At 73.4% G+C, this 21,481-nt stretch carries 20 protein-coding genes; 16 read left to right on the top strand and 4 right to left on the bottom strand.

Going from position 1 to position 21,481, the window contains the following annotated elements:
- Positions 1-481 precede the first annotated feature (481 nt).
- The 4 genes from ABT354_RS22255 to ABT354_RS22240 all read left to right on the top strand — a co-directional run bounded on the left by ABT354_RS22255 (position 482) and on the right by ABT354_RS22240 (position 4,091).
- On the top strand, positions 482-622 hold the full coding sequence (locus tag ABT354_RS22255) for a hypothetical protein (RefSeq protein WP_351496442.1): 141 nt from the start codon (positions 482-484) through the stop codon (positions 620-622).
- A 166-nt stretch (positions 623-788) separates the two neighbouring features.
- The gene (locus ABT354_RS22250; protein ID WP_351496440.1) at positions 789-2,657 is read left to right on the top strand and encodes an alpha/beta fold hydrolase; all 1,869 of its coding nucleotides are present in this window, start codon (positions 789-791) and stop codon (positions 2,655-2,657) included.
- Positions 2,654-3,349: a hypothetical protein gene (locus ABT354_RS22245; RefSeq protein WP_351496438.1), complete on the top strand. Its 696-nt coding sequence runs from the start codon at positions 2,654-2,656 to the stop codon at positions 3,347-3,349. The genes ABT354_RS22250 and ABT354_RS22245 overlap by 4 nt, the downstream gene beginning before the upstream one ends.
- Positions 3,336-4,091 carry a class I SAM-dependent methyltransferase gene (locus ABT354_RS22240; protein ID WP_351496436.1) on the top strand — a complete coding sequence of 252 codons (756 nt, stop codon included), beginning with the start codon at positions 3,336-3,338 and terminating at the stop codon, positions 4,089-4,091. Before ABT354_RS22245 ends, ABT354_RS22240 begins: the two co-directional genes overlap by 14 nt.
- 47 nt (positions 4,092-4,138) lie before the next feature.
- Here the strand turns inward: ABT354_RS22240 and ABT354_RS22235 are convergent, their stop codons facing one another.
- Positions 4,139-4,888, bottom strand: coding sequence for an N-acetyltransferase (locus tag ABT354_RS22235; protein WP_351496434.1), 750 nt, complete (start codon positions 4,886-4,888; stop codon positions 4,139-4,141).
- 514 nt (positions 4,889-5,402) lie between these two features.
- Between ABT354_RS22235 and ABT354_RS22230 the strand changes: the two genes are divergently transcribed.
- The 7 genes from ABT354_RS22230 (at position 5,403) to ABT354_RS22200 (ending at position 13,262) form a co-directional block, all read left to right on the top strand.
- Positions 5,403-6,755: a hypothetical protein gene (locus ABT354_RS22230; protein WP_351496432.1), complete on the top strand. Its 1,353-nt coding sequence runs from the start codon at positions 5,403-5,405 to the stop codon at positions 6,753-6,755.
- Positions 6,756-6,884: 129 nt separating this feature from the next.
- On the top strand, positions 6,885-7,997 hold the full coding sequence (locus tag ABT354_RS22225) for a glycosyltransferase family 2 protein (protein ID WP_351496430.1): 1,113 nt from the start codon (positions 6,885-6,887) through the stop codon (positions 7,995-7,997).
- Positions 7,998-8,458: 461 nt separating this feature from the next.
- Positions 8,459-9,715: a hypothetical protein gene (locus ABT354_RS22220; protein WP_351496428.1), complete on the top strand. Its 1,257-nt coding sequence runs from the start codon at positions 8,459-8,461 to the stop codon at positions 9,713-9,715.
- A 188-nt stretch (positions 9,716-9,903) separates the two neighbouring features.
- Positions 9,904-10,680 carry a DUF6065 family protein gene (locus ABT354_RS22215; RefSeq protein WP_351496426.1) on the top strand — a complete coding sequence of 259 codons (777 nt, stop codon included), beginning with the start codon at positions 9,904-9,906 and terminating at the stop codon, positions 10,678-10,680.
- Positions 10,677-11,960, top strand: a complete 1,284-nt coding sequence (locus tag ABT354_RS22210) for a glycosyltransferase family 2 protein (RefSeq protein ID WP_351496424.1) — start codon at positions 10,677-10,679, stop codon at positions 11,958-11,960. Before ABT354_RS22215 ends, ABT354_RS22210 begins: the two co-directional genes overlap by 4 nt.
- Positions 11,961-12,006: 46 nt before the next feature.
- Positions 12,007-12,543: a GNAT family N-acetyltransferase gene (locus ABT354_RS22205; protein ID WP_351496422.1), complete on the top strand. Its 537-nt coding sequence runs from the start codon at positions 12,007-12,009 to the stop codon at positions 12,541-12,543.
- A 200-nt stretch (positions 12,544-12,743) separates the two neighbouring features.
- Positions 12,744-13,262, top strand: a complete 519-nt coding sequence (locus ABT354_RS22200) for an FBP domain-containing protein (RefSeq protein WP_351496420.1) — start codon at positions 12,744-12,746, stop codon at positions 13,260-13,262.
- 65 nt (positions 13,263-13,327) lie between these two features.
- On the opposite strand, the gene ABT354_RS22195 is transcribed toward ABT354_RS22200, so the two are convergent.
- Positions 13,328-13,549 (bottom strand): hypothetical protein, encoded by a 222-nt coding sequence (locus tag ABT354_RS22195; RefSeq protein ID WP_351496418.1) that lies wholly within the window; start codon positions 13,547-13,549, stop codon positions 13,328-13,330.
- Positions 13,550-13,852: 303 nt separating this feature from the next.
- On the opposite strand from ABT354_RS22195, the gene ABT354_RS22190 reads away from it, so the two are divergent.
- Positions 13,853-14,497: a GNAT family N-acetyltransferase gene (locus ABT354_RS22190; protein ID WP_502983473.1), complete on the top strand. Its 645-nt coding sequence runs from the start codon at positions 13,853-13,855 to the stop codon at positions 14,495-14,497.
- 64 nt (positions 14,498-14,561) lie between these two features.
- On the opposite strand, the gene ABT354_RS22185 is transcribed toward ABT354_RS22190, so the two are convergent.
- On the bottom strand, positions 14,562-15,881 hold the full coding sequence (locus ABT354_RS22185) for an MFS transporter (protein ID WP_351496416.1): 1,320 nt from the start codon (positions 15,879-15,881) through the stop codon (positions 14,562-14,564).
- A gap of 343 nt (positions 15,882-16,224) precedes the next feature.
- Between ABT354_RS22185 and ABT354_RS22180 the strand changes: the two genes are divergently transcribed.
- Both ABT354_RS22180 and ABT354_RS22175 read left to right on the top strand, forming a co-directional pair.
- Positions 16,225-17,133, top strand: coding sequence for a universal stress protein (locus tag ABT354_RS22180; protein WP_351496414.1), 909 nt, complete (start codon positions 16,225-16,227; stop codon positions 17,131-17,133).
- 397 nt (positions 17,134-17,530) lie between these two features.
- Positions 17,531-18,325: a DUF6328 family protein gene (locus ABT354_RS22175; RefSeq protein ID WP_351496412.1), complete on the top strand. Its 795-nt coding sequence runs from the start codon at positions 17,531-17,533 to the stop codon at positions 18,323-18,325.
- Positions 18,326-18,439: 114 nt separating this feature from the next.
- Here the strand turns inward: ABT354_RS22175 and ABT354_RS22170 are convergent, their stop codons facing one another.
- Complete coding sequence (locus ABT354_RS22170; RefSeq protein WP_351496410.1) at positions 18,440-19,459, bottom strand: 2-oxoglutarate and iron-dependent oxygenase domain-containing protein; 1,020 nt, start codon at positions 19,457-19,459, stop codon at positions 18,440-18,442.
- Positions 19,460-19,737: 278 nt separating this feature from the next.
- On the opposite strand from ABT354_RS22170, the gene ABT354_RS22165 reads away from it, so the two are divergent.
- Both ABT354_RS22165 and ABT354_RS22160 read left to right on the top strand, forming a co-directional pair.
- Entirely contained in the window at positions 19,738-20,190 is a 453-nt protein-coding gene (locus tag ABT354_RS22165; protein WP_351496408.1) for an RrF2 family transcriptional regulator, read from the top strand.
- 89 nt (positions 20,191-20,279) lie between these two features.
- Positions 20,280-21,479 (top strand): globin domain-containing protein, encoded by a 1,200-nt coding sequence (locus ABT354_RS22160; RefSeq protein WP_351496405.1) that lies wholly within the window; start codon positions 20,280-20,282, stop codon positions 21,477-21,479.
- Positions 21,480-21,481: the final 2 nt, after the last annotated feature.

Here is a 21,481-nt window from a genome sequence, read left to right as displayed (position 1 = left end):
CCCGTACCGGTGGGCCGCCCCGGCACCACCCGGCCCGGTGACCGCCCGCCGCCCATGCCGCCCCTTGGCCGGGCCCGTCGATGGCGCATTCACGCCCGAGGTGAGTGACGTCCATCACATATGTCGATCCCGGACGGGGTCCCACGGCCCCGCTCCCGCGCCGATCCATGGCCCCGCCGCGCCGGACCCGGCGTCGGTCGCCCTGACGCCTGTCATACCCGGGATGTGGCGCCTGTCAGGCAATCGGAGCGCGAACCCCCGCTGGAGCGGTGTGACACGTGCTCTGGAGACAGCCGTCCGGAGCTGCTTCCATCCATCGTGTGACCGGCGCCGTTCGTCGGCGGCGCGGCCCGTGCCCCCCGAGGTACGGACCCCATGTGCCACCCGTACCGCCCGTAACACCCGTACTGCCCTCACCGGGTCGGCGGCCCTCCGGTCACCGCCGCCGACCGCTCCCCGACTCGACCAAGGAGACGCCATCATGCGCGAAATCGCCGAACAGGCCGAAGCGAGACTCTCCGAGACGGACACCGGCCGGATCAACGCGGACCAGGCACCGGTCCTCGCCCTGACCACCCCGGTCATCCTCCTCACGATCGTCGTCGCCCACGCCGCCAGATAACCGGGCCGGTCGGTCCCGCCGATGTGACGGACCGGCCAGGCGATGACATCCCGGGCGCGCGCCGCGCGGCGCGCGCCCGGGATCCCGTACCGCCCCGCCCGTACCGCCCCGCACACGTGGCCCGTATCCACCGCCGTCCCACCACCCGTCAGGGGGCAATCGCACCATGCGACGACCCGCGCACGCCCTGCGCCGGCTCTCCCGGGCCGTGCTGAGCCCCACCGGCCCGACCCGCGACCGCGCCCTCGGCCTCTCCGAGCGGATGGGCGCGCTGACCACCCTCAACTCCTCGCTCGAATATCTGGCCCAGCGCCGCCAGACCGAGAGCGGCGGACTCAACGACTGGACCGTGCTGCGCGATGTACGGCGCGGTACCCACCCCCTCCTCGCCCGGGTCCTGGAAGCCGTCTCCGGGCCCCGCACCACCACCGTCGTGCACACCGGCCGCGCCGCCGTCGCGGTCGCGCTCCTCGCCCCCGGCCGGGGCCGCTGGCGCGGTGCCGCCCAGCTCGCCCTCGCCGTCAGCGGCACCCTTCTCCAGCCCCGCCATATCTTCGGCGGCGACGGCTCCGACCAGGTGTCGGCCGTCGTCCAGGGCGCCACCGGCGCCGCCCGGCTCGTCCGCACGGACGCCGCCAAGGACGCCCTCATCTGGTACGTCGCCACCCAGGCCAACCTCTCGTACGCCGTCTCCGGCTGGGTCAAACTCCTCGGCCCGCGGTGGCGCGACGGCTCCGCCCTGCCCGGTGTGATGCGGACCCGCACCTACGGCCACCCCGGTATGTGGGCCTGGACCCAGCGCCACCCCCAGGCATCCCGGCTGCTGACCCATGCCGTCCTGGCGCTGGAGTGCGGCTTCCCCCTGCTCTACGCCTTCGGTGGCCGCCTCGCCCGCCCCGCCATCGCCGCCGCCGTCCTCTTCCACGGGGCCAACGCCCATCTGATGGGACTGGGCCGGTTCTTCACCGCCTTCACCTCCATGCACCCCCTCGTCGCCTACACCGCCGCCCCCCGGAGCCACCCCGTCGGAGCCCACCGCGACGACCGCGTCCTGCCGCTCACCGCCGCCGCCCTGACCGCCGCCGCGGCCATCGCGTCCGTCGCCGTCCTGCGGACCCGGCTCACCACCGCCGACGGCGCCCCGGGCGTCCGTACGACCATCGCGGGCTCCGGCAACCTCCTCCAGTACGAGCGGCACGCCGAGGGCGCCCCCGGCCGGCCGGTGGTGGTCTTCGAGACCGGGATGTGCGCCACCCCCGAACACTTCGCCTGGATCACCGACCGACTGGCGGACACCACCGACCTGGGCGTCCTCAGCTACGCCCGCGCCGGATACAACGGCTCGCACCGCCGGGCCGGCGGCGCCTACACCCTCCAGGAGTCCGTCGCCGACCTGGCCGACCTGATCCGCGCACAGGTGCCGGACGGCCGTCCGGTGGTCCTGGCCGGCCACTCCCTGGGCGGGGAGATCGCCCGCCGGGCCGCCCCCCTGCTGGCCGACCGGCTGCTGGGCGTGGTCTATCTCGACTCCTCCCACCCGGCCGAACTGCTGCGCTCGGCGCAGCAGTCCCGGACCGCCGCGGCCATGGGCGAGTCCCTCTCCCAGATGGCCTGGTTCCTCCGGCTGGGCGGCGGGATCCTGATGGCCCGCCCCGAATGGCTCGGGGACCTGCCCCGCCGGACCCGCCGCCGGGCCCGCGCCCAGTACGCGGACGGCCGACTGTGGTGGGCGGCCCGCCGTGAGTGGGCCGCCACCGAGCGGGAGTTCCGCGACCACAGCGGGGAGTTGCCACCCGTACCCGGCCGGGCGCTGGTGATCTCCGCCCAGCGCACCGTGGACAACGACCCCGCGCAACTGCTCCTCCACCGGGAGCTGGCCCGTGCCCACACCGGGGGCGGCGACACCGTCGTCCTGGAAGGGGCCGACCACAGCGACATGCTCACCCACGCGGGCCACGCCCTGGAGATCGCCCGCCGGATCGCCGCCTTCGCGGCGGCCGAAGTGCCCGCGCCACGGGAGGAGATCCGCCGATGACCGCCGTCCCTGTCCCCGTACGCTCCCCGATGGCCGTCCTCCGGGATGCCGTCCGGGGCCCCGGCGCGGGCTGGCGCATCGCCGCGGCCGCCGCGCTCACCGTGACCGTCGCCGCCCAGCACCCCGGTGACCTGTTCGGCCGGATCCGGGAGAAGGATCCCCTGGCCCTCATCCCCAACTGGCGCTTCTTCGCCCCCAACCCGTCCGTGCACGACTCCGAGTTCTGCTACCGGACCCTCTCCGAGCAGGGCGAGACATCACCGTGGACGGCCCTGTCCCTGGTCCCGGAACGAACCCTGCGGCACATGGTCTGGTTCCCCGACCGCCGGGTCGGCAAAGCCGTCTTCGATGTGGGGTCCGACATCGTCCGGGTCATCGCCCAGGGGTTCCCCGCCGCCGAGCGGCTGCCCTCCTACCGCCTGCTGGTCGGCTTTCTGCGCCGCCGGATCCACGAGGCCGGGGGCGGCACCACCGGCGACCGGGTCAAGGGCTTCCAGTTCGCCTATGCCCGTACCGCCGGATACGACACCAGTGAGGAAGCCGAGTGGCTGTTCATCTCGCCCTACATCCCGATGGACCCCACGGGGGCCGCCGCCCGGGCCACCGGCCCCGTACATCGACCCGGTCGACCCAGCCGCCCCAGCAGGCCCAGCCGATCCAGCCGCCCCGGAGGCTCCCATGACCGTCACTGACATCGGGTACGGAGCCCAGTTCGAGAGCTGGTACGACCGGATCTTCCCCAAGGACGGCTCGGCGGCGCGTACCGCCGAACGGCTCGCCTCCTGGCATCCCGACCCCTCCGCCGGCACCTGTGAACTCGGTGTCGGCAGCGGCCGGATCGCCATCCCGCTCACCACCCGCGTCGGCCCGGTGACCGGCGTCGACTCCTCCCCCCAGATGCTCGACGCACTGCGCGCCGACCCGGAATCCGCCCTGGTCACCCCCGTCCACGCGGACATCCGTCGATGGCGGGGCGAGGAGGGCTTCGGGCTGGTCTACATCGTCTGTGCCACCCTCTGCATGATCACCGACCCGGGGGAGCAGCGGGCTGTGGTGGCGGGGGCCGCGGCCTCCCTCGTCCCGGGCGGTGAGCTGGTGATCGAGGTGCCCAACAAGCCCGCCGTCCTCGCTCTGCACGAAGGCCGCAGCCGTGCCACGTACTTCGTCCCCTACCCGGAGCCCGACACCGGCCTCCAGACCCACTCCACCCTGCTGGACAACGATCTGTGGCACTGCTCCCATCTCTGGTTCGAGAACGGGCGGGTCCGCATCGGCTCCGAGCTGGGACGGCTGACGGCACAGGACGAGCTGGACGCGTACGCCACGGCGGCGGGGCTGCGGCCGGCGGGCCGGTACGGCGACTGGGAGCTGGGCGACCTCACCGAGGGGTCCGCCATGGTCGTCGCCCGCTACCGCAAGCCGGCAGGCCCGTGAGCCCGTAAGGCAGCGGGCCTGCGGGCCCGCAGGCCGCGCCCGCCGGCTCACACGGTGTGCCGGACCCAGACATTGGGCTCGACATACACCGCGTACCCCCGCTCCGGCTCGCAGTGCACCGGTGTCAGCGCGCCCTCCACCACGACCTGGCCCGCCGTGTCGAAGGGCAGCCCGGTCCACGCCCGCCACTGGGCCGTGGTGCCGGTGATCGTCATGGCGGCGGGGGCGACCTTGACGATGACCCCGCCCATCCGGGCATGGACCCGCAGCCAGGGGTCGCTGGGCAGTCCGTCGGGACGGGTACGGAAGGCGTACTCCTCCATGGAACCCGTCGGGTCCAGATGCCGGGCCGTGGGGCGCACCGGGGCGACCAGGCCGCCTATGCCGAGCCGGCGGGTGTTCTCCCGCAGCGCGGAGAGCATCACCCCGGAGAGCCCCTCACCCTGCCGGTCCCGGGAGACCGCGATCTCCAGCGCGCTGACCGTGTCCGGCTCCGCTCCGGAGCGCTGGTCCTCGAAGGCCCACAGCAGGACCTGGTCCCAGCCCAGGTCGGGGAGTTCCCCGCGGCCCTCCGCCGCCAGCCGGAACGGCGCGCTGATCGCGTAGGCGATCACGGTGTCCGGATCCCTGTCGTCCGTGGCGACCAGGACATGCTCGGGCAGCTCCGTCGGGATCCGCGCGAAGCAGGCCCAGCCGACGAGGTCCTCGGCCATGAAGGCGGGCCAGGTGTCCGGCATCGCCCGCTTCGACGCGAGGAGTCCGGGCCGCTCGGCCAGTGTGGTGATGGTGAAAGGCATGGCCGGACCCTAGAGGGAATCCGCCCGGGAGGCACCGGATTTTCCCGGGGGGTCAGGTGATACGAGGTCAGGTGATACGGGGGCGGGTGATACGGCGGCGGGCGGAACGGACACCGTCGGGGAAGGCGCCGGGGCGAAGACCCTAGCAGCGGCCCCTTCGCGGCACCGTGAGAACCGGCCGGAGATGGTTCGGCACACCCGACACTCCGGAACCGCCCGGACCACCGGCCGTCCGAAAGGGGCGGCGGGCACTTGCCGCCAGCATGGGAATCGCGAAGCGGACGGTCTCTCTCCGCACTTGTCCCGTCACTGGCCGGAATCATATTGACTGCCCGGAGGCCCGATTGACGGGTGATCATGCGTCGGTTTGACTTTGCCACCGCCGCGCCTTCCCCCACTTCGCCCGACCTGATGAGCCCGGCCGTGCCCGTGTCCCCCACGGACCGGCCGGAGCGCGATTTCTGCACGTCAGCTCAGTGCCCGACGTAATCAGCGAGAAGCGGAGACATCACGCATGAGCACTGCTGCAGCGCCCGGGGAGAGCCCGGTACCCGATCCGGAGGGGACCGGCATCCGGACCCTGGGGTACGCCAACCGCATCGCCACCTGGGACAGCGAGTTCCGCTACGACGGGCGGATCCGGGTCCCTATGGGGGTGAAGATCAAGCGCGTCGGATACTCCTATACGGGCAACGGCACCGTGGATGTGACCGCCATCGAGTTCCGGCGCGGACAGGGCGGCATCAGCCAGGAGTACGAGGTCATCGATCTGACCTTCCTCGACGACGCGGACCTGATCACCTTCACCCTGCGCGGCGATCTGAATGTCGACGCCGACGCCCGGCCCGCCTATGGCAGGAAGTACCGGATCAAGGTCGAGGTCACCCTGGACAACGGGGACGTACGGACCGCCGAGCCCGAGATCGAGGTCCTCAACGGCGCCTGGCAGCGGACCGACCCCGAGCTGACCGGCCGTCCCTTCTCCCGGCTGCCCTGGGACAACGCCTGGGCGGTGGCCGGCGGCAACAGCCAGGCGGGCTTCGGCCATGTGGCCGACAACGGCCGGATCCCCGGCGACAAGTTCATCATCGACCTGGTCAATCTGCGGCAGGACACGGCAAGTGTCCCCAGCAACAACAGTGACCATGTCTACTACCAGCTCGTCCACGAGGACGGCACCCCCTCGCACTACACCCCCAAGCCCCAGGTGCAGAAGGTGACCGGGCACAGCGGCAGCGGTATCGCGAACAAGCTGCTCCTGCCCCCCATCGACCTGCGGCAGCTCGGCGACAGGCCGGGCTACTACCGCTTCCTCGTCTGGCCGCAGTCCGCCGACCCGGACGGCTCCCCGAGCCGGCTGCGCTGGGACCCCGACAAGCTGGAGGACGCCTTCCAGCTCGGCAGCGTCTACTATCGCTACCAGGCGCCCAGGACCGTCGACACCGGACTGCACGCCACCGTCAAGACCACCACGCTCACCGCCACCGCGGGGCAGGAACGCTGGCTGTACCCGCCGTTCGTCGTCCGCAACACCGGACAGCGCACCATCGGTACGGTACGGGTGGTCTTCACCGCGCCGGCGGGGCTGAGCTTCCTGGAGGACCGGGTGGCGTTCACCCGGTGGGCGGACGAGACCAGGGAGATCGTCGCCACCGGGGTGCTGTCGGCCGACCGCCGCACCCTGACCTGCCCCGCCGTACCCCTCGACCTCGAACCGAGCGGGCCGGGCAAGGACGCCTGGGTCGCCCTGTACCCCGCGCTGGAGGTCGCGGCATCGGCCGAGGGCCAGGTGCAGGTGGGCATCCAGCTCGGCGAGCCGGTCTTCGCCACCGGCCAGGACACCGTCGTCGTCCAGCCCCGGGCCTGACCCCGGCGGGGGCGGGGCGGGGGCGCCGCGGCACCCCCGCCCCGCCCCTCCCGCACTCCGGCCGGCACACCCTCTCGTCGGCCACACCCCCGTACGGTCATCAGCGAACAGCCCCCAGGAGCAACCGGTATGGACAAGTCGGCCTTCAAGGCCGTGCTACGGCGCGCGCGGCGGCTCCGTGAGGCCGGGCCGCCGCCGCAGATCGTGGCGCTGATACCCGCCCACAACGAGGCGGAGCGCATCGCCGCGGCCGTCGCCGCGCTGCACCGTCAGGAGCGCCCGCCTCACCGCATCGTCGTGATGGCCGACAACTGCTCCGACGCGACCGGGCGGGTCGCCGAAGCGAACGGCGCGACCGTGCTGGAGTCACGGGACAACACCCACAAGAAGGCGGGCGCCCTCAACCAGGCCCTGGAGCGGATCCTCCCCGCACTCGGCGCCACCGATCTGATCCTGGTGCAGGACGCCGACACCGTTCTCTCCCCCTCCTTCCTCTCCAGCGCCATCGAGGCGATGGACCGCACCGTCGGCGCCGTCGGCGGCATCTTCTACGGGGAACGCGGCGGCGGTCTCCTCGGGGCCCTCCAGCGCATCGAGTTCCACCGCTACGCACGGGAGATCGCCCGCCGGGGCTACCGCGCCGACGTCCTCACCGGCACCGCCACCCTGTTCCGTGTCGCCACCCTCCGGGAGATCAGGAACGCCCGGCGCGCCGGCCGGATCGGCGGCGGCTCCTCGTACTACTCCCTCGCCTCCCTCACCGAGGACGACGAGATCACCAAGGCCGTGCGGACCCTCGGCTACCGCACCGTGTCCCCGCCCGGCTGCGCCGTGGTCACCGAGGTCATGACCTCGCTGCCCGCCCTCTGGCACCAGCGGCTGCGCTGGCAGCGCGGCGCGCTGGAGAATCTGCGCGACTACGGCTGGACCAGGGTCACGGCCCCCTACATCGTCCGGCAGGGCCTGATGGGCCTGTCCGTCGTCTGTCTCGCCCTCTATCTGGTCTTCACCGTCTGGATGTTCGCCCGGGGGCGGCCCGAATTCACCCCGTTCTGGATCGCGGTCGGGCTGGTCTTCGTCGCCGAGAAGGTGGTCACCGCGCGCGGCGCCGGGTGGCGGTCCCAGCTCCTCGCGGGGACCCTCGGCGTCGAGCTGGCCTACGACATGTTCCAGCACGCCGTCTACCTCCGTTCGCTCTGGGACATGCTCGGGCGCCGGGAGGAGCAGTGGCGCGCCACCTGAACCCCGGGCCCGCCCAGGACCCGGCACGGACCGGACCGGCACGAACCGGCATGGCACGAACCGGCACGGATCAGACCGGACTCGACTCGACCCGACCCGCCGGACATCGGTGAACAGAGGGGGAACGTGTACGCAGGGGTACCGCCGCTCGGCGCGCTGGGCGCGGGCGGGGCGTCGGCACTGTCGGTGAGGTCGTCCGGGCCGGGCGCGCGGACGGGCTTCCAGCGACTCGCCACCGTGGTCGCGGCGACCACGCTGATCATGGCAGGGGCCTCCGTCTGCAAGCTCCTGCCCCGGCGGCGCGGTGGGTATGTGTCCGGCGGGCCGCCCGCACCGCCCGCGCCCGCCCGTATCCGTCACCGGCCCATGGGCCCTGCTCCCTGGGCACAAGCCATCGGCACAGCTCCATCGGCAGAGGTTCCCGCGCACATCCGCATCGATCCCAGGAAACGGAAGGTGTCATGAGCGACGATCCGAGCACGCCGGAACAGCCGGTGGAGGACCCCGGAGCCGAAGCCGGGGAAGGCCCCGGACTCGAAGTGGTGGAGGGTCCCGGACTCGAAGTGGTGGAGGGTCCCGGACTCGAAGTGGTGGAGGGCCCCGGGCTCGAAGGGGCGGACGGCGGCGGAATCGTGCCGGTGGAGGACGCCGGAGCAGAGCCGGTGGGGGAGGCCGGGACGGGACCGGTGGGGGAGCCCGGGGCCGAAGCGGGGGAGGTGGTCGCGCAGACCAGGGGCATCTGGATCCCGCTGCCGTGGATTCCGGTGCCCACGCCCGCGCCGACACCCCGGCCGACCCCTCCGCCGACTCCTCCCCCGACGCCCGCTCCCACGCCCGCGCCGACCCCCGCGCCCACTCCTGCCCCCACCCCCGCGCCGACCCCGCCGCCGCCTCCGCCGCTGAAGGCCTCCGTGGCGGAGCGGCCCCCCACACCGGCGAAGAACCCGGGTGAGGCATGGGTGTACTCGTCGGTGCTGATCCGGAACACCGGGGCGCACCCGATCGGTTCGGTGCCGCTGACGGTCACGGCCCCGGCGGGTACGCGGTTCTCCAGCGCCGTCGTCGGGATGTACCGGTCGGACGCGAGCGGGGAGACCCAGCACACCGGCACCCTCTCCGCCGACGGCCGGGTGCTGACGATCCCGGCCCTCGCGGTGAACCTGCCGCCCGACCCGGCGCGGTGGATCGTCCTGGTCGCGGAGGTTCAGATCGACTCCGGCGCGGCCCCCGGCGATGTGACCGTCACCTTCGCGCTGGGCGCACCCGCCTTCGCCACCGGCCCCACCCGGATCACCGTCCTCGGACTGCGGGCGTCGGTGCAGGAACGCACCCCGTTCCATGAGGCGCCCGCCGGGGCGTCGTGGGCGCTGTATCCCTCGGTGCTGGTCCGGAACAGCGGGACGCACCGGATCGGCGCCGAGCCGCTGACGGTCACGGCCCCGGCGGGTACGCGGTTCGCCGCCGCCACCGTCGGGATGTACCGGTCGGACGCGAGCGGGGAGACCCGGCACACCGGTACGGTCTCCGCCGACGGCCGGGTGCTGACGATCCCGGCCCTCGCGGTGAATCTGCCGCCCGACCCGGCGCAGTGGATCGTCCTCGTACCGGAACTGCTGATCGATTCCGGTACGGCGGCGGGCGAACAGCCGGTCGCCTTTGTCCTCGGCACCCATGCCTTCGCCTCCGGAGCCACCAGGATCAGGATCCTTCCCGTCTAGCGCTTGGCACGCTCGATCGTGACCGGCCGGTGTGCCGACGCGCCATGGCCGTCGGCACACCGGCCGGCCTCCCCTCTGGAGACCGGCCCTTGCCCCCCGAAGACCCGACCGGCCCGACCGACCTCTACGACCCGACTGACCCATCCGGTCCATCCGGTTCGACCGACCCATCCGGTCCGGCCGGTCCGGTGCCGCGGCTGCTGGCGTACCGGCTGCCCGACACTCCCGACCTGCCCATCGTCCCCGCGCCCGGCCGGCGGGAGTGGTGGGACGACACCCTGCGCTACGCCTATCGCTGTCTGCCGCTGCTCATGGCCAACCAGAACGGCTGGTGGATCCTCAACGACCGTGCCTTCACAGTGCGCTGGAACGGTGGTACGTCCACGGCCGATCTGAGGGTGCGGTACGGGGAGGGGGACGGGGACGGGGACACCGGTCCCCGTATCGCCATGAGCCACTTCGGCCACGGGATCCTGACCTTCCACATCCCCTATTTGCTCCGCACCCCGCCCGGCTGGAATCTGCTGGTCCGTGGCCCCGCCAATCTGCCCAAGGACGGCGCGCACCCGCTGGAGGGACTGATCGAGACCGACTGGGCGGTGGCCACCTTCACCATGAACTGGAAGATCACCAGAGCCGATGCCGACATCGGCTTCGCGGCGGGGGAGCCCGTACTGATGCTGGTTCCGCAACGCCGCGGCGAGCTGGAGCGGTTCGGGCCCGCGTACGCCCCCCTCGCCGAGATGCCCGACGCCGACGACCACCGGGCCTGGCACGACAGCAGGATGGCCTTCGCACACGAGATGGTGGCGGCGGACCCCGCCGTGGCGGCCGATATGTGGCAGCGGCACTATATGCGCGGGACGCATCCGGCCGGTGAACGGCCCTTCCCGGAGCATCAACGGCGGCTGTCATTACGGGAGTTCACCGAGACGGCCGGTCTGCCGGAAGCCGGGCGGCGATGACCCGGATCACCGTGGGCATGGCGACCTACGACGACTACGACGGCGTCTACTTCACCCTCCAGGCGCTGCGCCTCTTCCATGCCAGGGAGCTGGCCGACGCGGAGTTCGTCGTGGTGGACAACCATCCATCGGGCCCGGTCTCGCCGTCGCTGCGGGCCCTCGCGGATCTGGTGCCGGGCTACCGCCACATCCCCTTCGGCCCGTACGCGAGCACCGCCGTCCGGGATCTGGTCCTCCGGGTCGCCTCCTCGCCCGTCACCCTCTGCCTGGACTCCCATGTCCTTCTCGCCCCGGGGTCGGTCCGTGCGGTGCTGGAGTACTTCGAGGACCGGCCGGACTGCCGCGATCTGCTCCAGGGCCCCATGCTCGCGGATCCCCTGGACGACGAGCGGCAGCCGCCCTCGACCCATATGGACCCGGAGTGGAACGACGGCATGCTCGGTGTCTGGCGTACCGATCCCCGGGGGGAGGAGCCCGGCGGCCGGCCCTTCGAGGTGGGGCTCCAGGGGCTGGGGCTCTTCGCCTGCCGTACCGGGGCCTGGCCCGGTCTCAATCCGAGGCTGCGCGCGCACGGCGGCGAAGAGGGCTATCTGCACGAGAAGTTCCGCCGTGCGGGCGGGCGGGTGATGTGCCATCCGGGGGTCCGCTGGCTGCACCGCTTCACCCGGCCGCACGGGCCCACCTTTCCGATCGGGATGGTCGAACGGGTCCGCAACTACCTCATCGGCCACCGTGAACTCGGCCTCGGCACCGAGGGGCTGACGGCCCATCTGTCCGAGCTGCTCGGCGAGCGGCCGAGCCGCGATCTCCTCGCCCTCGCCCGGCGCCAGCTCGACGGTCCGCTGGCCCACTTCGACGCGGTCGTCTGTCTGGTGGGCGATGGCTCACCGGCCACGGCGGACCATGCCCGGGGCGCCCTCGACGCGCTGGACATCGGCTGGCTCACCGAATGGCTCATGCCCCCGCCGTCGGCCCGGCCGCCCACCGTCCTGGACCGTGCCGCCGTCCTCCGGCAGATCGCCGGGGACGCCGCCGTGCGGGGGCTGGACCGTGTCCTTGTCCTCGACGCCGACGCGATCCCGCCACCGGCCGCCCTCCCGGCCCTCACCCGGGATGTCGCAACGCTGTCCACCGTCCGCTGGACCGTGCGCCCCCTGTCCTCGCCGTCCACCCCGGCCCCGGCCCTCGCCGTCCACCGCCGTGCCTTCGCCCCCCTCCGCGACGGCGACCCCACCACCCTGTCGGCGGCCGGCCCCTGGCTGCACCGCCGGGTCCCCTGAGGAAAAGGAATTGCCCCGGGACCCCGGGTCACGTTGGCTGGGCACCATGGCAGAACTGCGTACCGACCGCCTCACCCTGCGCCGATGGCGTGACTCCGACCGTGCCCCCTGGGCGGCGATGAACGCCGATCCCGAGGTCCGGGAGCACCTGGGCGATCCGCTGACCCGGGAGCAGAGCGACGCCTCCGTGGATCTGTTCCGGGCGGAGTTCGACCAGCGGGGCCATGGCTGGTGGGCGGTCGAGGTACGGGCCACCGGCGAGTTCATCGGCTTCGCCGGCCTGGACCGGGTGGACGACGGCATGCCGTTCACCGGCGTCGAGATCGGCTGGCGCCTCGCCCGCCCGGCCTGGGGCCACGGCTACGCCACCGAGGCCGCGCGGACCGTCCTGGCCCATGGCTTCGACACCCTCGGACTCCCCGAGATCCTCGCGGTGACCACGGCCGGAAACCTCCGCTCCCGCGCCGTGATGCACCGGATCGGCATGACCCACGACCCGTCCGCCGACTTCGACGACCCCACCGCCCCCGAGGGCCCCCTCCGCCCGAACGTCCTCTACCGCCTGGCCCGCCCGACGCCCTGAGGTTGCCGCCTACTCCGCCCCGAGCCGTTCACCGCGGGGACGTCGCCGCGTCGACCGGCCATTCGGGCATGGGGCCGTGGATCGGACGGCGGGTCCGGGTACGGGTACGGGCGGTACCGCTGAGCGTGCCGGGGTGTCGGCGGGGGGCGGGAGGAAAACCGGATGACGGGGACGGGGGCGGCCGGGTACGGTCCTTCGCCGTGGAACCGCTCAGTGAGAAACAGATCCGTCGATCCCTGGTGAACTGCTCCAAGGGGGAGGCGAGCCGCCTTCGGATGCCCGCCGGCCTCGCCGGGCTGGACTGGGAGAACTACGACTACCTCGGCTGGATCGACCCCGGGGCCCCCTTGCGCGCGGCGCTGGTGGCGCCGGGACCCCGGCACGGTTCGGACGGGCCCGTCGGGATCGTGCTGCGGGCCCCCGCCGTCTCCGCGTCCAGTGCGACGCGGTCGAGCCTCTGCTCGATCTGTTTCACCGGGCACGCCTCGTCCGGGGTGTCGCTCTTCGTCGCCCCGCTCGCCGGGGCCCGGGGGCGTGAGGGCGACTCGGCCGGGATCTATCTCTGCGCCGATCTCGCCTGCTCGCTCTATCTGCGCGGCCTGCGGCGGCCCGCGCTGCGCACCCGGCAGCACGAGGAGACCCTGACCGTGGCGGAGCGCAGCGCCAGGGCCATGGCCCATCTGGACGCCTTCCTGGCCAAGGTGGTCTCCGCCGCCTGACCGGGCCACCGGCGTACGGGGGTGACCGGCCCGGTCACCCCCGTACGCCGGTCAGCGCGGTGCGGTCACGCGGGGGCGATGTGGAACAGGCCGCACTGGGCCGACGGCGAGAGCGAGACCGTCCCGGCGTTGCAGCCGCCGACCCCCGCCGGGTTGTCCTCGGAGGACACGAAGATGTCGCCGAACTCGATACCGGTGGGCGCGGTGGAGGCGGCGGCGGGGGCGGAGCCGCCGAGCAGTCCGGCGGTGGCCAGGGCGAGGGCGGCGAGAGCCGTACGGACGCGCATGGGCGCTCCTAGGGGTGCGGGATCCTGCGGGCGAGGATCGGGCGATCGGGGCCATCTCGGCGATCGGGCGGCCCGCCGGGAAGGGGAGGGTGACCGGAGGGCGCACGGCCCGGGGGTGTCCGGGGCGTCCGACCGGGGAGGTGTCGAGCGGACCGTACCCGCCGCACCGGCGGGGACGGCCCCCTGCCGTCCGCTCCGACCCGAACGGAGCATCCGCTTTCACCACGGTGGCGGCGGCCCGGCACCTTCCGGCCCGCCGGAAAACCGGAGGAGATCCACCCGGGCGGCTGCGACCATGCCCGTATGACCTCGACCGACCCCGCACCCGCACCCGCCGCACCCGCCATACCCGCCGCACCCGTCCCCGACTTCCGCGCCAAGCCCACCCTCCCGGGCGACCTGGTCGTCCTGCGGCCCGTCACCGCCGAGGACACCGCCGCGCTGATGCCGATGCTCAACGACCCGGAGACCTCCCGGCTGACCGGCAGCGCCACCGTCTTCGAGCCGGCGAAGGTCCGGGCCTGGTACGCGAGCCGGGGCGAGCAGGACGACCGGCTGGATCTCGCCGTCGTGGAGCGGGCGACGGGCGCGGTCGTCGGCGAGGTCGTCCTGAACGAGTGGGACGAGCCCAACGGCGCCTGTAGCTTCCGTATCTGCTTCGTCCCCGGCACCTTCGGCCGGGGCCTGGGCACCGAGGCCACCCGGTTGGTCCTGGCCCATGCCTTCGAGACGCTGGGACTCCACCGGGTCTCCCTGGAGGTGTACGCCTTCAACCCCCGGGCCCGGCGGGTCTACGAGAAGGCGGGCTTCGTCGCCGAGGGCGTCCTGCGGGGCGCGCTGCTCTGGGAGGGCGAACGGATCGACGCCACGGTGATGTCCGTCCTCGCCCCGGAGTGGCGCCACCACCGGGGCCGGCCGGAGGAGACCGTACCGGCCACGGCGTCGTAGGAACGGCTCCCCGCGCGATCGGCTCCCCGCGCGAGCTGGCCGTGGGCCGCGATCGGCCGGTGCGTCAGCCGGTGCGGCGGTCCAGGGCGATCAGCAGTCCGACGGCGGCCAGCACCGCCGACGGTCCGGCCGCGTGGAAGGGCACGGTGAGGGCGAGGGCCCCCGCCGCCCAGCCGCCCAGGAGCGCGCCCGCCGTACCGCTGCCGTAGAGGGCGATCCGGTGCACGGCCGTGACCCGGCCCAGGAGGTGACGGGGGGTCTCGCGCTGCCGTGCGGAGAGGGCGACCACATTCCAGAGCGCGAAGCCCGCGCTGCTGACGGCGAGCATCGCCCCGGCCGTCCACGGGCTGTCGTCGAGGGCGATGACCACGGCGGGCAGACCGGTCGCCCCGGCCGCCGTGCTCAGCAGGGCGCGAGGGGTGAAGCGGCCGGCCAGCCGCCCGGCCGTCAGCGCCCCGACGGTGCCGCCCACCGCGCCCGCCGCCAGCAACAGGCCGAAGGCGGCGACCGGGACGCCGAGCGCACGGTCGCTGTAGAGCACCAGCACCGACCACCAGGCGGCATCGGCGCAGCAGATCACCGCTCCGGCGCAGGTGATCGCCCGCTGGCGCGGATGGCGGAGCAGCCAGCGGGCCCCGCGCAGCAACTCGGCGGTGAGTGCCGGACTTTCCCCCGCCCGGTCCCGGCCACCCCCGTCCCGGCCGGTTCCTCCAGTGCCCTTGGCAGCCCCCTTGGCCCCATCGGTCTCATCAGCCCCGGTGAACCCTTCGGTCCCCTGGACCCCGTCGGCCGGGGCCCGCGTCGCGGGGGTACGGGGGAGCGCCGACACCAGCAGCAGCGCGACCAGCAGCACCGCCGCGTCGACCGCGACGGGCACGGTGAGCGCGACCCCGATCAGAGCGGCCCCGAGCAACGGGCCGAGGAACTCATTGCCGACGATCTCCGTGCCGAAGAGCCTTCCATTGGCCCGCTCCAGCTGACCCTCGGTGACCAGCCGGGGAAGGACGCTCTGCGCGGAGGTGTCCCGGAAGGTCTCGGCGGCGCCCAGCGCGAACGCCGCGCCCGCGAGCACCGGGATCGTCGCGGCCTCCAGCAGCAGCACGGTGAGGAGTCCGGCGAGGGTCGTCACCCGTACGGCGTCGGCGACCGCGACCACCCGGGCGGGGGAGCGGCGGTCGGCCAGCAGCCCGGCGGCGAGCCCGAAGAACAGCCAGGCGCCCTGCTGGCAGGCGGCGACCAGGGCCACACCGAAGGGGTCCCGGGTGAGCGCCGCCGCGATCAGGGGGAAGGCTCCGGCGCGGATGCCGTCGGCGAGGTTCGCGGCGCTGGTGGAGGTCCAGAAGATCCAGAAAGGGCGGCCCAGCGCGCCCGCCGACGCGGTCATCGCCTCCTCCGTGCGAAGGACCGCCCCCACCCCGCGTGCCCGGCGCGCCGCTGTCCGTCCGGTGAACCAGCCATGGTTTCACGGTACTTGGGCTTCCTCCCGTCCCGGGAGTCCAGGGCCGGGCCCCGATGCGGAGGGGGCCTCCGGTGGGCCGCCGGGCACGGGCCGCCGACCGGGGTGGAGCAAGCGGTGTACGGGACGGCCGGGCCGGTCGGCCCCCGGGGGAGGGGACCGGCGCCCCGGCCGCCCGGGACCTGCGGCCCCTCGCGCCCGCGCGGGAGGGAGCCCATGCTGGAGCGGGGGACCTTCCCGGTCCCCCGCACGGTTCCAGGAGGTGTGCACCATGACCCGCACCGTCACCGTCGGTGTCGACGGTTCCCCGGAAAGCCTGGCCGCCGCGGCCTGGGCCGCCCAGGAAGCGCTGTCGCGGGGGCTGCCACTGAGACTGGTCGGCGTCTGGGAGCCGGTGCCACTGCTCCAGGTCCCGTTCATGGGCGCGGAGACCCGGCGGACGGAGTCCGAACGGCTGCCCAGGGAGGCCGCCGATGAACTCCGTGCCCGCCACCCCGGTCTTGAGGTGGTCTGGGAGCAGCTCACGGGCCGCCCCGGGGAGCTGCTCCCCGAGGCGGCGGAGGAGGCCGAGCTGCTGGTGCTCGGCTCCCGGGGGCTGAGCGGGGCCGTCGGCTTCCTGCTCGGCTCGGTGGGCCAGCAGGTGGTCGCCCGTACCGAACGGCCGGTGGTCCTGGTACGCGTCCCCGGGGACGGGAGCGGGAGCGAAGCCGAGTCCGGGGCCGACGGCTGGCCCGGTGCCGTCGTCGGATGGGACGGCCCGGTGGTGCTGGGGCTGGACGCCAACGCCCCCGACGACGCGCTGATCGCCTTCGCGTTCGACACGGCCGCGCGTCACCGTACGGCCCTGCGGGTGGTCCACGGCTGGAGTCTCCCGCCGTACTTCGCCTACGGTCTGCCGCCCGACCCGGAGCTGGACCGGCAGTTGGGCGAGGCCGAGGCGGAGGTGGTGCGTGAGGTGCTGGCCCCCTGGCGGCGGAAGTACCCCACCGTGGCGGTCACCGCCGACGCGGTCCCCGGCAAGGCGGCCGAACTCCTGGTGACGGCCGCCCGGGAGGCGGCCCTGCTCGTCGTCGGCCGCCGGATCCGGCGGGCCACCCCCTTCGGCGGCCGGATCGGCTCCGTCACCCATGCCGTTCTGCACCACGCCACCGTCCCGGTGGCGGTCGTCCCGCACCCCTGACCCCGCACCCCTGACCCCGCACCCCTGACCCCGCACCCGTGATTCCGCACCCCTGACCCCGTACCCCTCATCCCGCACTGACGCTTCCCCGGCCCTGGCCCCGTCTCCGTCACCGGAGGCGGGGCCTTCGCGCGCCACCCGTACCGGAGTGGTGTCGCGCGGGAGGGCGACAGGACCCCTCAAGGGGTGATGGCCGGATTGAACCGCCTGTGCGGTTGTCGCGTTGCACTCTCTGAACTGCACGGTCGTCGACGGCAGTTGGGGAGCGAATAAAAGGTGATTCAGTTTAAGTCAAAGTGGACTGTAGGTGAACCTTTGGTGAACACATTGCCGTACTACTAGACACACAGTGAGGTGACACAGGGCCTCAGCCCTCCTCAGCATCGGGAGGTCGGCAATGTCCGACATCGACGACGGAGCATTCGTATCGCGCAAGTCCATCCGGGACGCGGTCCCGAACCACTCGTTCACGTATCGGAAGCCCCTGGTCGCACAGTGGGAGAAGGTGCCGGTCCAGGGAGGGAAGCCACAGCTCAGGGCGCGCTGGGAGAGCGCGGGCACCCGCAGGCAGCTGGGGCGCGCGACGCTGATCCCCCCTCAGCGGAGCCAGGCGCCGGGTGAGGACCGGCTCAGAGTGCGGGGTCTGGTACGGGTACCGGAGCGGTCGGCCGAGCCGGTCGCCCTCCCCGGTGCCCGGGACGCGGCGGCACCCGCGCCGGCCCCGCTGCCACCCGGGGTCGCCCCGACCGAGACCTGCACCCAGGCGTACGCGGAGATCCTCCAGGAGGTGCGGGTCGCCCAGACCGCCCTCCAGTTCCTGCTGGGCTTTCTCATGGCGGTCTCGGTGACCCCGCGCTTCGCCGGGTTCGACACCTCCGACCGGGTCATCTATGTCGCCTCGCTGGTCCTGGCGCTGGCGTCGTTCGGGCTGCTCACCGCGCCCGCCCCCTTCCACCGGCTGGTCTCCGACCCCCGGCGCAAGGACCGGCTGGTCGCCGTCTCGGGCCGGCTCGCGCTCTGGGGTCTGGTCCTGCTGATGCTCGCGCTGACCTGCGCGGTCCTGCTGGTGCTCAGTGTGGTGATGCACACCGCGCTCGCCGCCGCCCTCTCGGCCGCGATCCTCTGCTGGCTTTTCGGCTTCTGGTTCTGCATGCCGCTGCGGGACCGGGTGCGCAGCAGGCGACTCCCATGACCCCCGGGGACCGGACCGTGGCGCCGGGTGCCGCCGGGCACCCCGGGAGGCGACCGCCATGACCCCGCGGACCACGGCCGTACCGCCCCCGGGGCCGGATCGGCGGCGGGACCCTCAGTCCAGTCCCGCGCCCGCGCGGAGCCGGGCGAGCCTGTCCAGTCCGCCCTCGTCCCGCAGGCGCCGGGTGGTGAGCCGCTCCGGATAACAGCGCATGAACATGCTGGTGACATGAGTTCCGTAATGGACCCGCCGCTCCATGTCGGGCGGGAGCGGGTCGCCACCGCCGCGGGTGTGCCGCAGCGGCTGTACGAGGGCCTGGAAGTTGGGCTCGTGGAAGTAGGCGATGACATGCCGTTCGCGGTCGGTGGGCCGGACCCGGTGCGGGGTCGACCGCACCTGGCCGCCGCTGAGGATCTGGAGGACGGGCCCCGGGAGCACGGTCAGCACATCGGGAAGAGGAGGTGTCAGGGACCAGGCGGAGTCCGGGCCGGCCGCCGGAGGCCGTACCCACAGTCCGCCGGTGTCGTCCTGGACGGCGATCAGGAGCAGTCCGTAGTCGAAGGGGGTGCCGATACCGCGCCCCGCGTCCGAGCCCATCGTGGAGGGGAAGCGCAGCAGCCGCATATGGTGCCAGCCGTCATCGGTGAGGGTGGTGAGGGCGAGGGGGTCCTCCAGGCCCAGCCCGAGCGCGGTGAGTGCCAGGATCCGTCCGCCCAGTGACTCCAGCTCCGCCAGCAGCGCCCGGACACAGGTCCGGTAGGCGGGGTCCGGCCAGGGAACCGGCCCGTGGCAGGGCCAGCGGGAGAGGGTGCGCTGATCGTCGGCGGGAACGTCCTTGCAGACGGCGAAGGCCTCGGGCAGCGCGCGCCCGTGCGCCGGGCCCGTCTCGCCGGAGCCGGTGTATCCGCTGTAGGTGAGGTCGTTGCGGTGCCGCTGCTTGTGGGCGAGGGGCTGATGGAAGAACCGCCTGCTCTCCCGCAGGGCCGCCGCCATGAGATCCCGCTGTGCCCTGCGGGTGGCCAGCTGGATGATCCCCCGGGTGCGCCAGATGTCGATCAGGGTGGCACCGAGCGCCCGATCGGCGGCCGAACCGGTGACGGTCTCCGGAAGTTCTAGGACGGATAATACGGACATTCGGCTCTCTCCTCGGCGGCGTGCGGGCCGCTCGGTGACCGGGTGTGGGCCCGGGGCGGCCCCGGGTAACCGTTTCCACGGGCGCCGGAGGCGTTCGGGTCAACGCGGGGCGGCCGACTGCCCGTGAGGCGCGGCCGGCTCCCCGCGAGGCGTGGCCGGTCGGGCCGGAGTGCTCCGGGCGTGCGCCCGCGCGCCCGCGTCGACCGGTTCGGGGTGCGGGGAGTTGCCCCGTACACCTTAATTGGTATTTCAGATTCGCATTAAGCTACGGTGGGACCGTGCGACTGACCAAAGGCACCGATCTGGCGCTGCGCATCGCGATGCGACTCGCGGTGCTCGGCGACGAACCCGCCCCGACCACCCGCGAGGTGGCCGACGCCGTCGGCGTTCCCTACACCCACGCGGCGAAGGTCGTCACCCGCCTCCAGCACCTCGGTGCGGTCGAGGCGCGGCGCGGACGCGGCGGCGGGCTGGCGCTCACCACCGCCGGGCGCACCGGCTCGATCGGTCGGCTCGTGCGGGAGCTGGAGGGGACCGGCGATGTCGTCGGCTGCGAGGACGACCCGCCCTGCCCCCTGCGCTCCGCCTGCCGGCTCCGTTCCGTACTGCGCACCGCGCAGGAGGCGTTCTACGCGGTCCTCGACCCGTACACCGTCGACGACCTCGTGACCTCGCCCACCGGCCCGGTCCTCCTCGGTCTGCCGCTGGGTCCGCCAGGGCCCCGGAGCTGACACCCCCCGCCGTACCGGCCCCGCGCCGGTGCGGGTGGACCGGGTGTCCGGCGCGCACATCCCCGTACCCCTATCTCGGGAGTCCGACGATGCTGTCAGAGAAGTCCGCCGGGACGATCCGCGCCACGCTGCCCGCCGTGGGCGGCGCCATCGGCGAGATCACCAGGACGTTCTACGACCGGCTCTTCACCGCCCACCCCGCCCTGCTGCGGGACCTGTTCAACCGGGGCAACCAGGCCAGCGGCGAGCAGCAGCAGGCGCTCGCCGGCTCCATCGCGGCCTTCGCCACCGCGCTCCTCGACCACCCCGACACCCGGCCGGACGCGATGCTCGCCCGGATCGCCCACAAGCACGCCTCCCTCGGGGTCACCCGCGACCAGTACGCGATCGTGCACACCCATCTCTTCGCCGCCATCGCCGAAGTCCTCGGCGACGCCGTCACCGACGAGGTCGCCGCCGCCTGGGACGAGGTCTACTGGCTGATGGCGAACGCCCTGGTCGCCCTGGAGGCCCGGCTCTACGCGGAGGCGGGGGCCGACCCCGGCGCCACCCTGCGCGACCATGTGGTGATCGCCCGCCGGGAGGAGACCGACGAGGTCACCACCTTCCTGGTCCGCCCCGCCGACGGCGCCCCCGTGCCCGCCTTCCGGCCCGGTCAGTATGTCTCCGTCCAGGTCGAACTCCCCGACGGCGCCCACCAGATACGTCAGTACTCGCTCTCCGGTGCCCCCGCCGACGCCTTGCAGTTCAGCGTCAAACGGGTCCTCGGCACCCCGGCCCAGGGACCCGACGGCGAGGTCTCCCACCACCTCCACGACCGGGTGCGGGAGGGCGACACCCTCCGGGTCGCCACCCCCTTCGGGGATGTCACCCTCGCGGACGGCGACGGGCCGGTGCTGCTGGCCTCCGCCGGGATCGGCTGCACCCCCATGGCCGCCATGGTGGAGCATCTCGCCGCCACCGGCTCCAAACGCCCGGTCACCGTCGTCCACGCCGACCGTACCCAGCGCACCCATGCCTTCCGCGCCGAGCTGCTGCGGCAGCTGGCCGTGCTCCCCGACGCCACCGCCCACCTCTGGTACGAGGCCCCCGAGGGCGACTGGCCCGCCGACCGCACCGGACGTGCCGATCTCACCGCCGTCCCGCTGGCCCCGGGCACCACCGCCTATCTCTGCGGCCCGCTGCCCTTCCTGCGCACCGCCCGCACCCAGCTCCTTGAGCGCGGGGTGCCCGCCGCCGACATCCACTACGAGGTCTTCGGCCCCGACCTCTGGCTCGGGCAGGACTGACC

The organism is Streptomyces sp. NPDC000594, assembly GCF_040299965.1.
Classification (GTDB): domain Bacteria; phylum Actinomycetota; class Actinomycetes; order Streptomycetales; family Streptomycetaceae; genus Streptomyces.
This window is presented reverse-complemented; position numbering and strand designations above follow the sequence as displayed.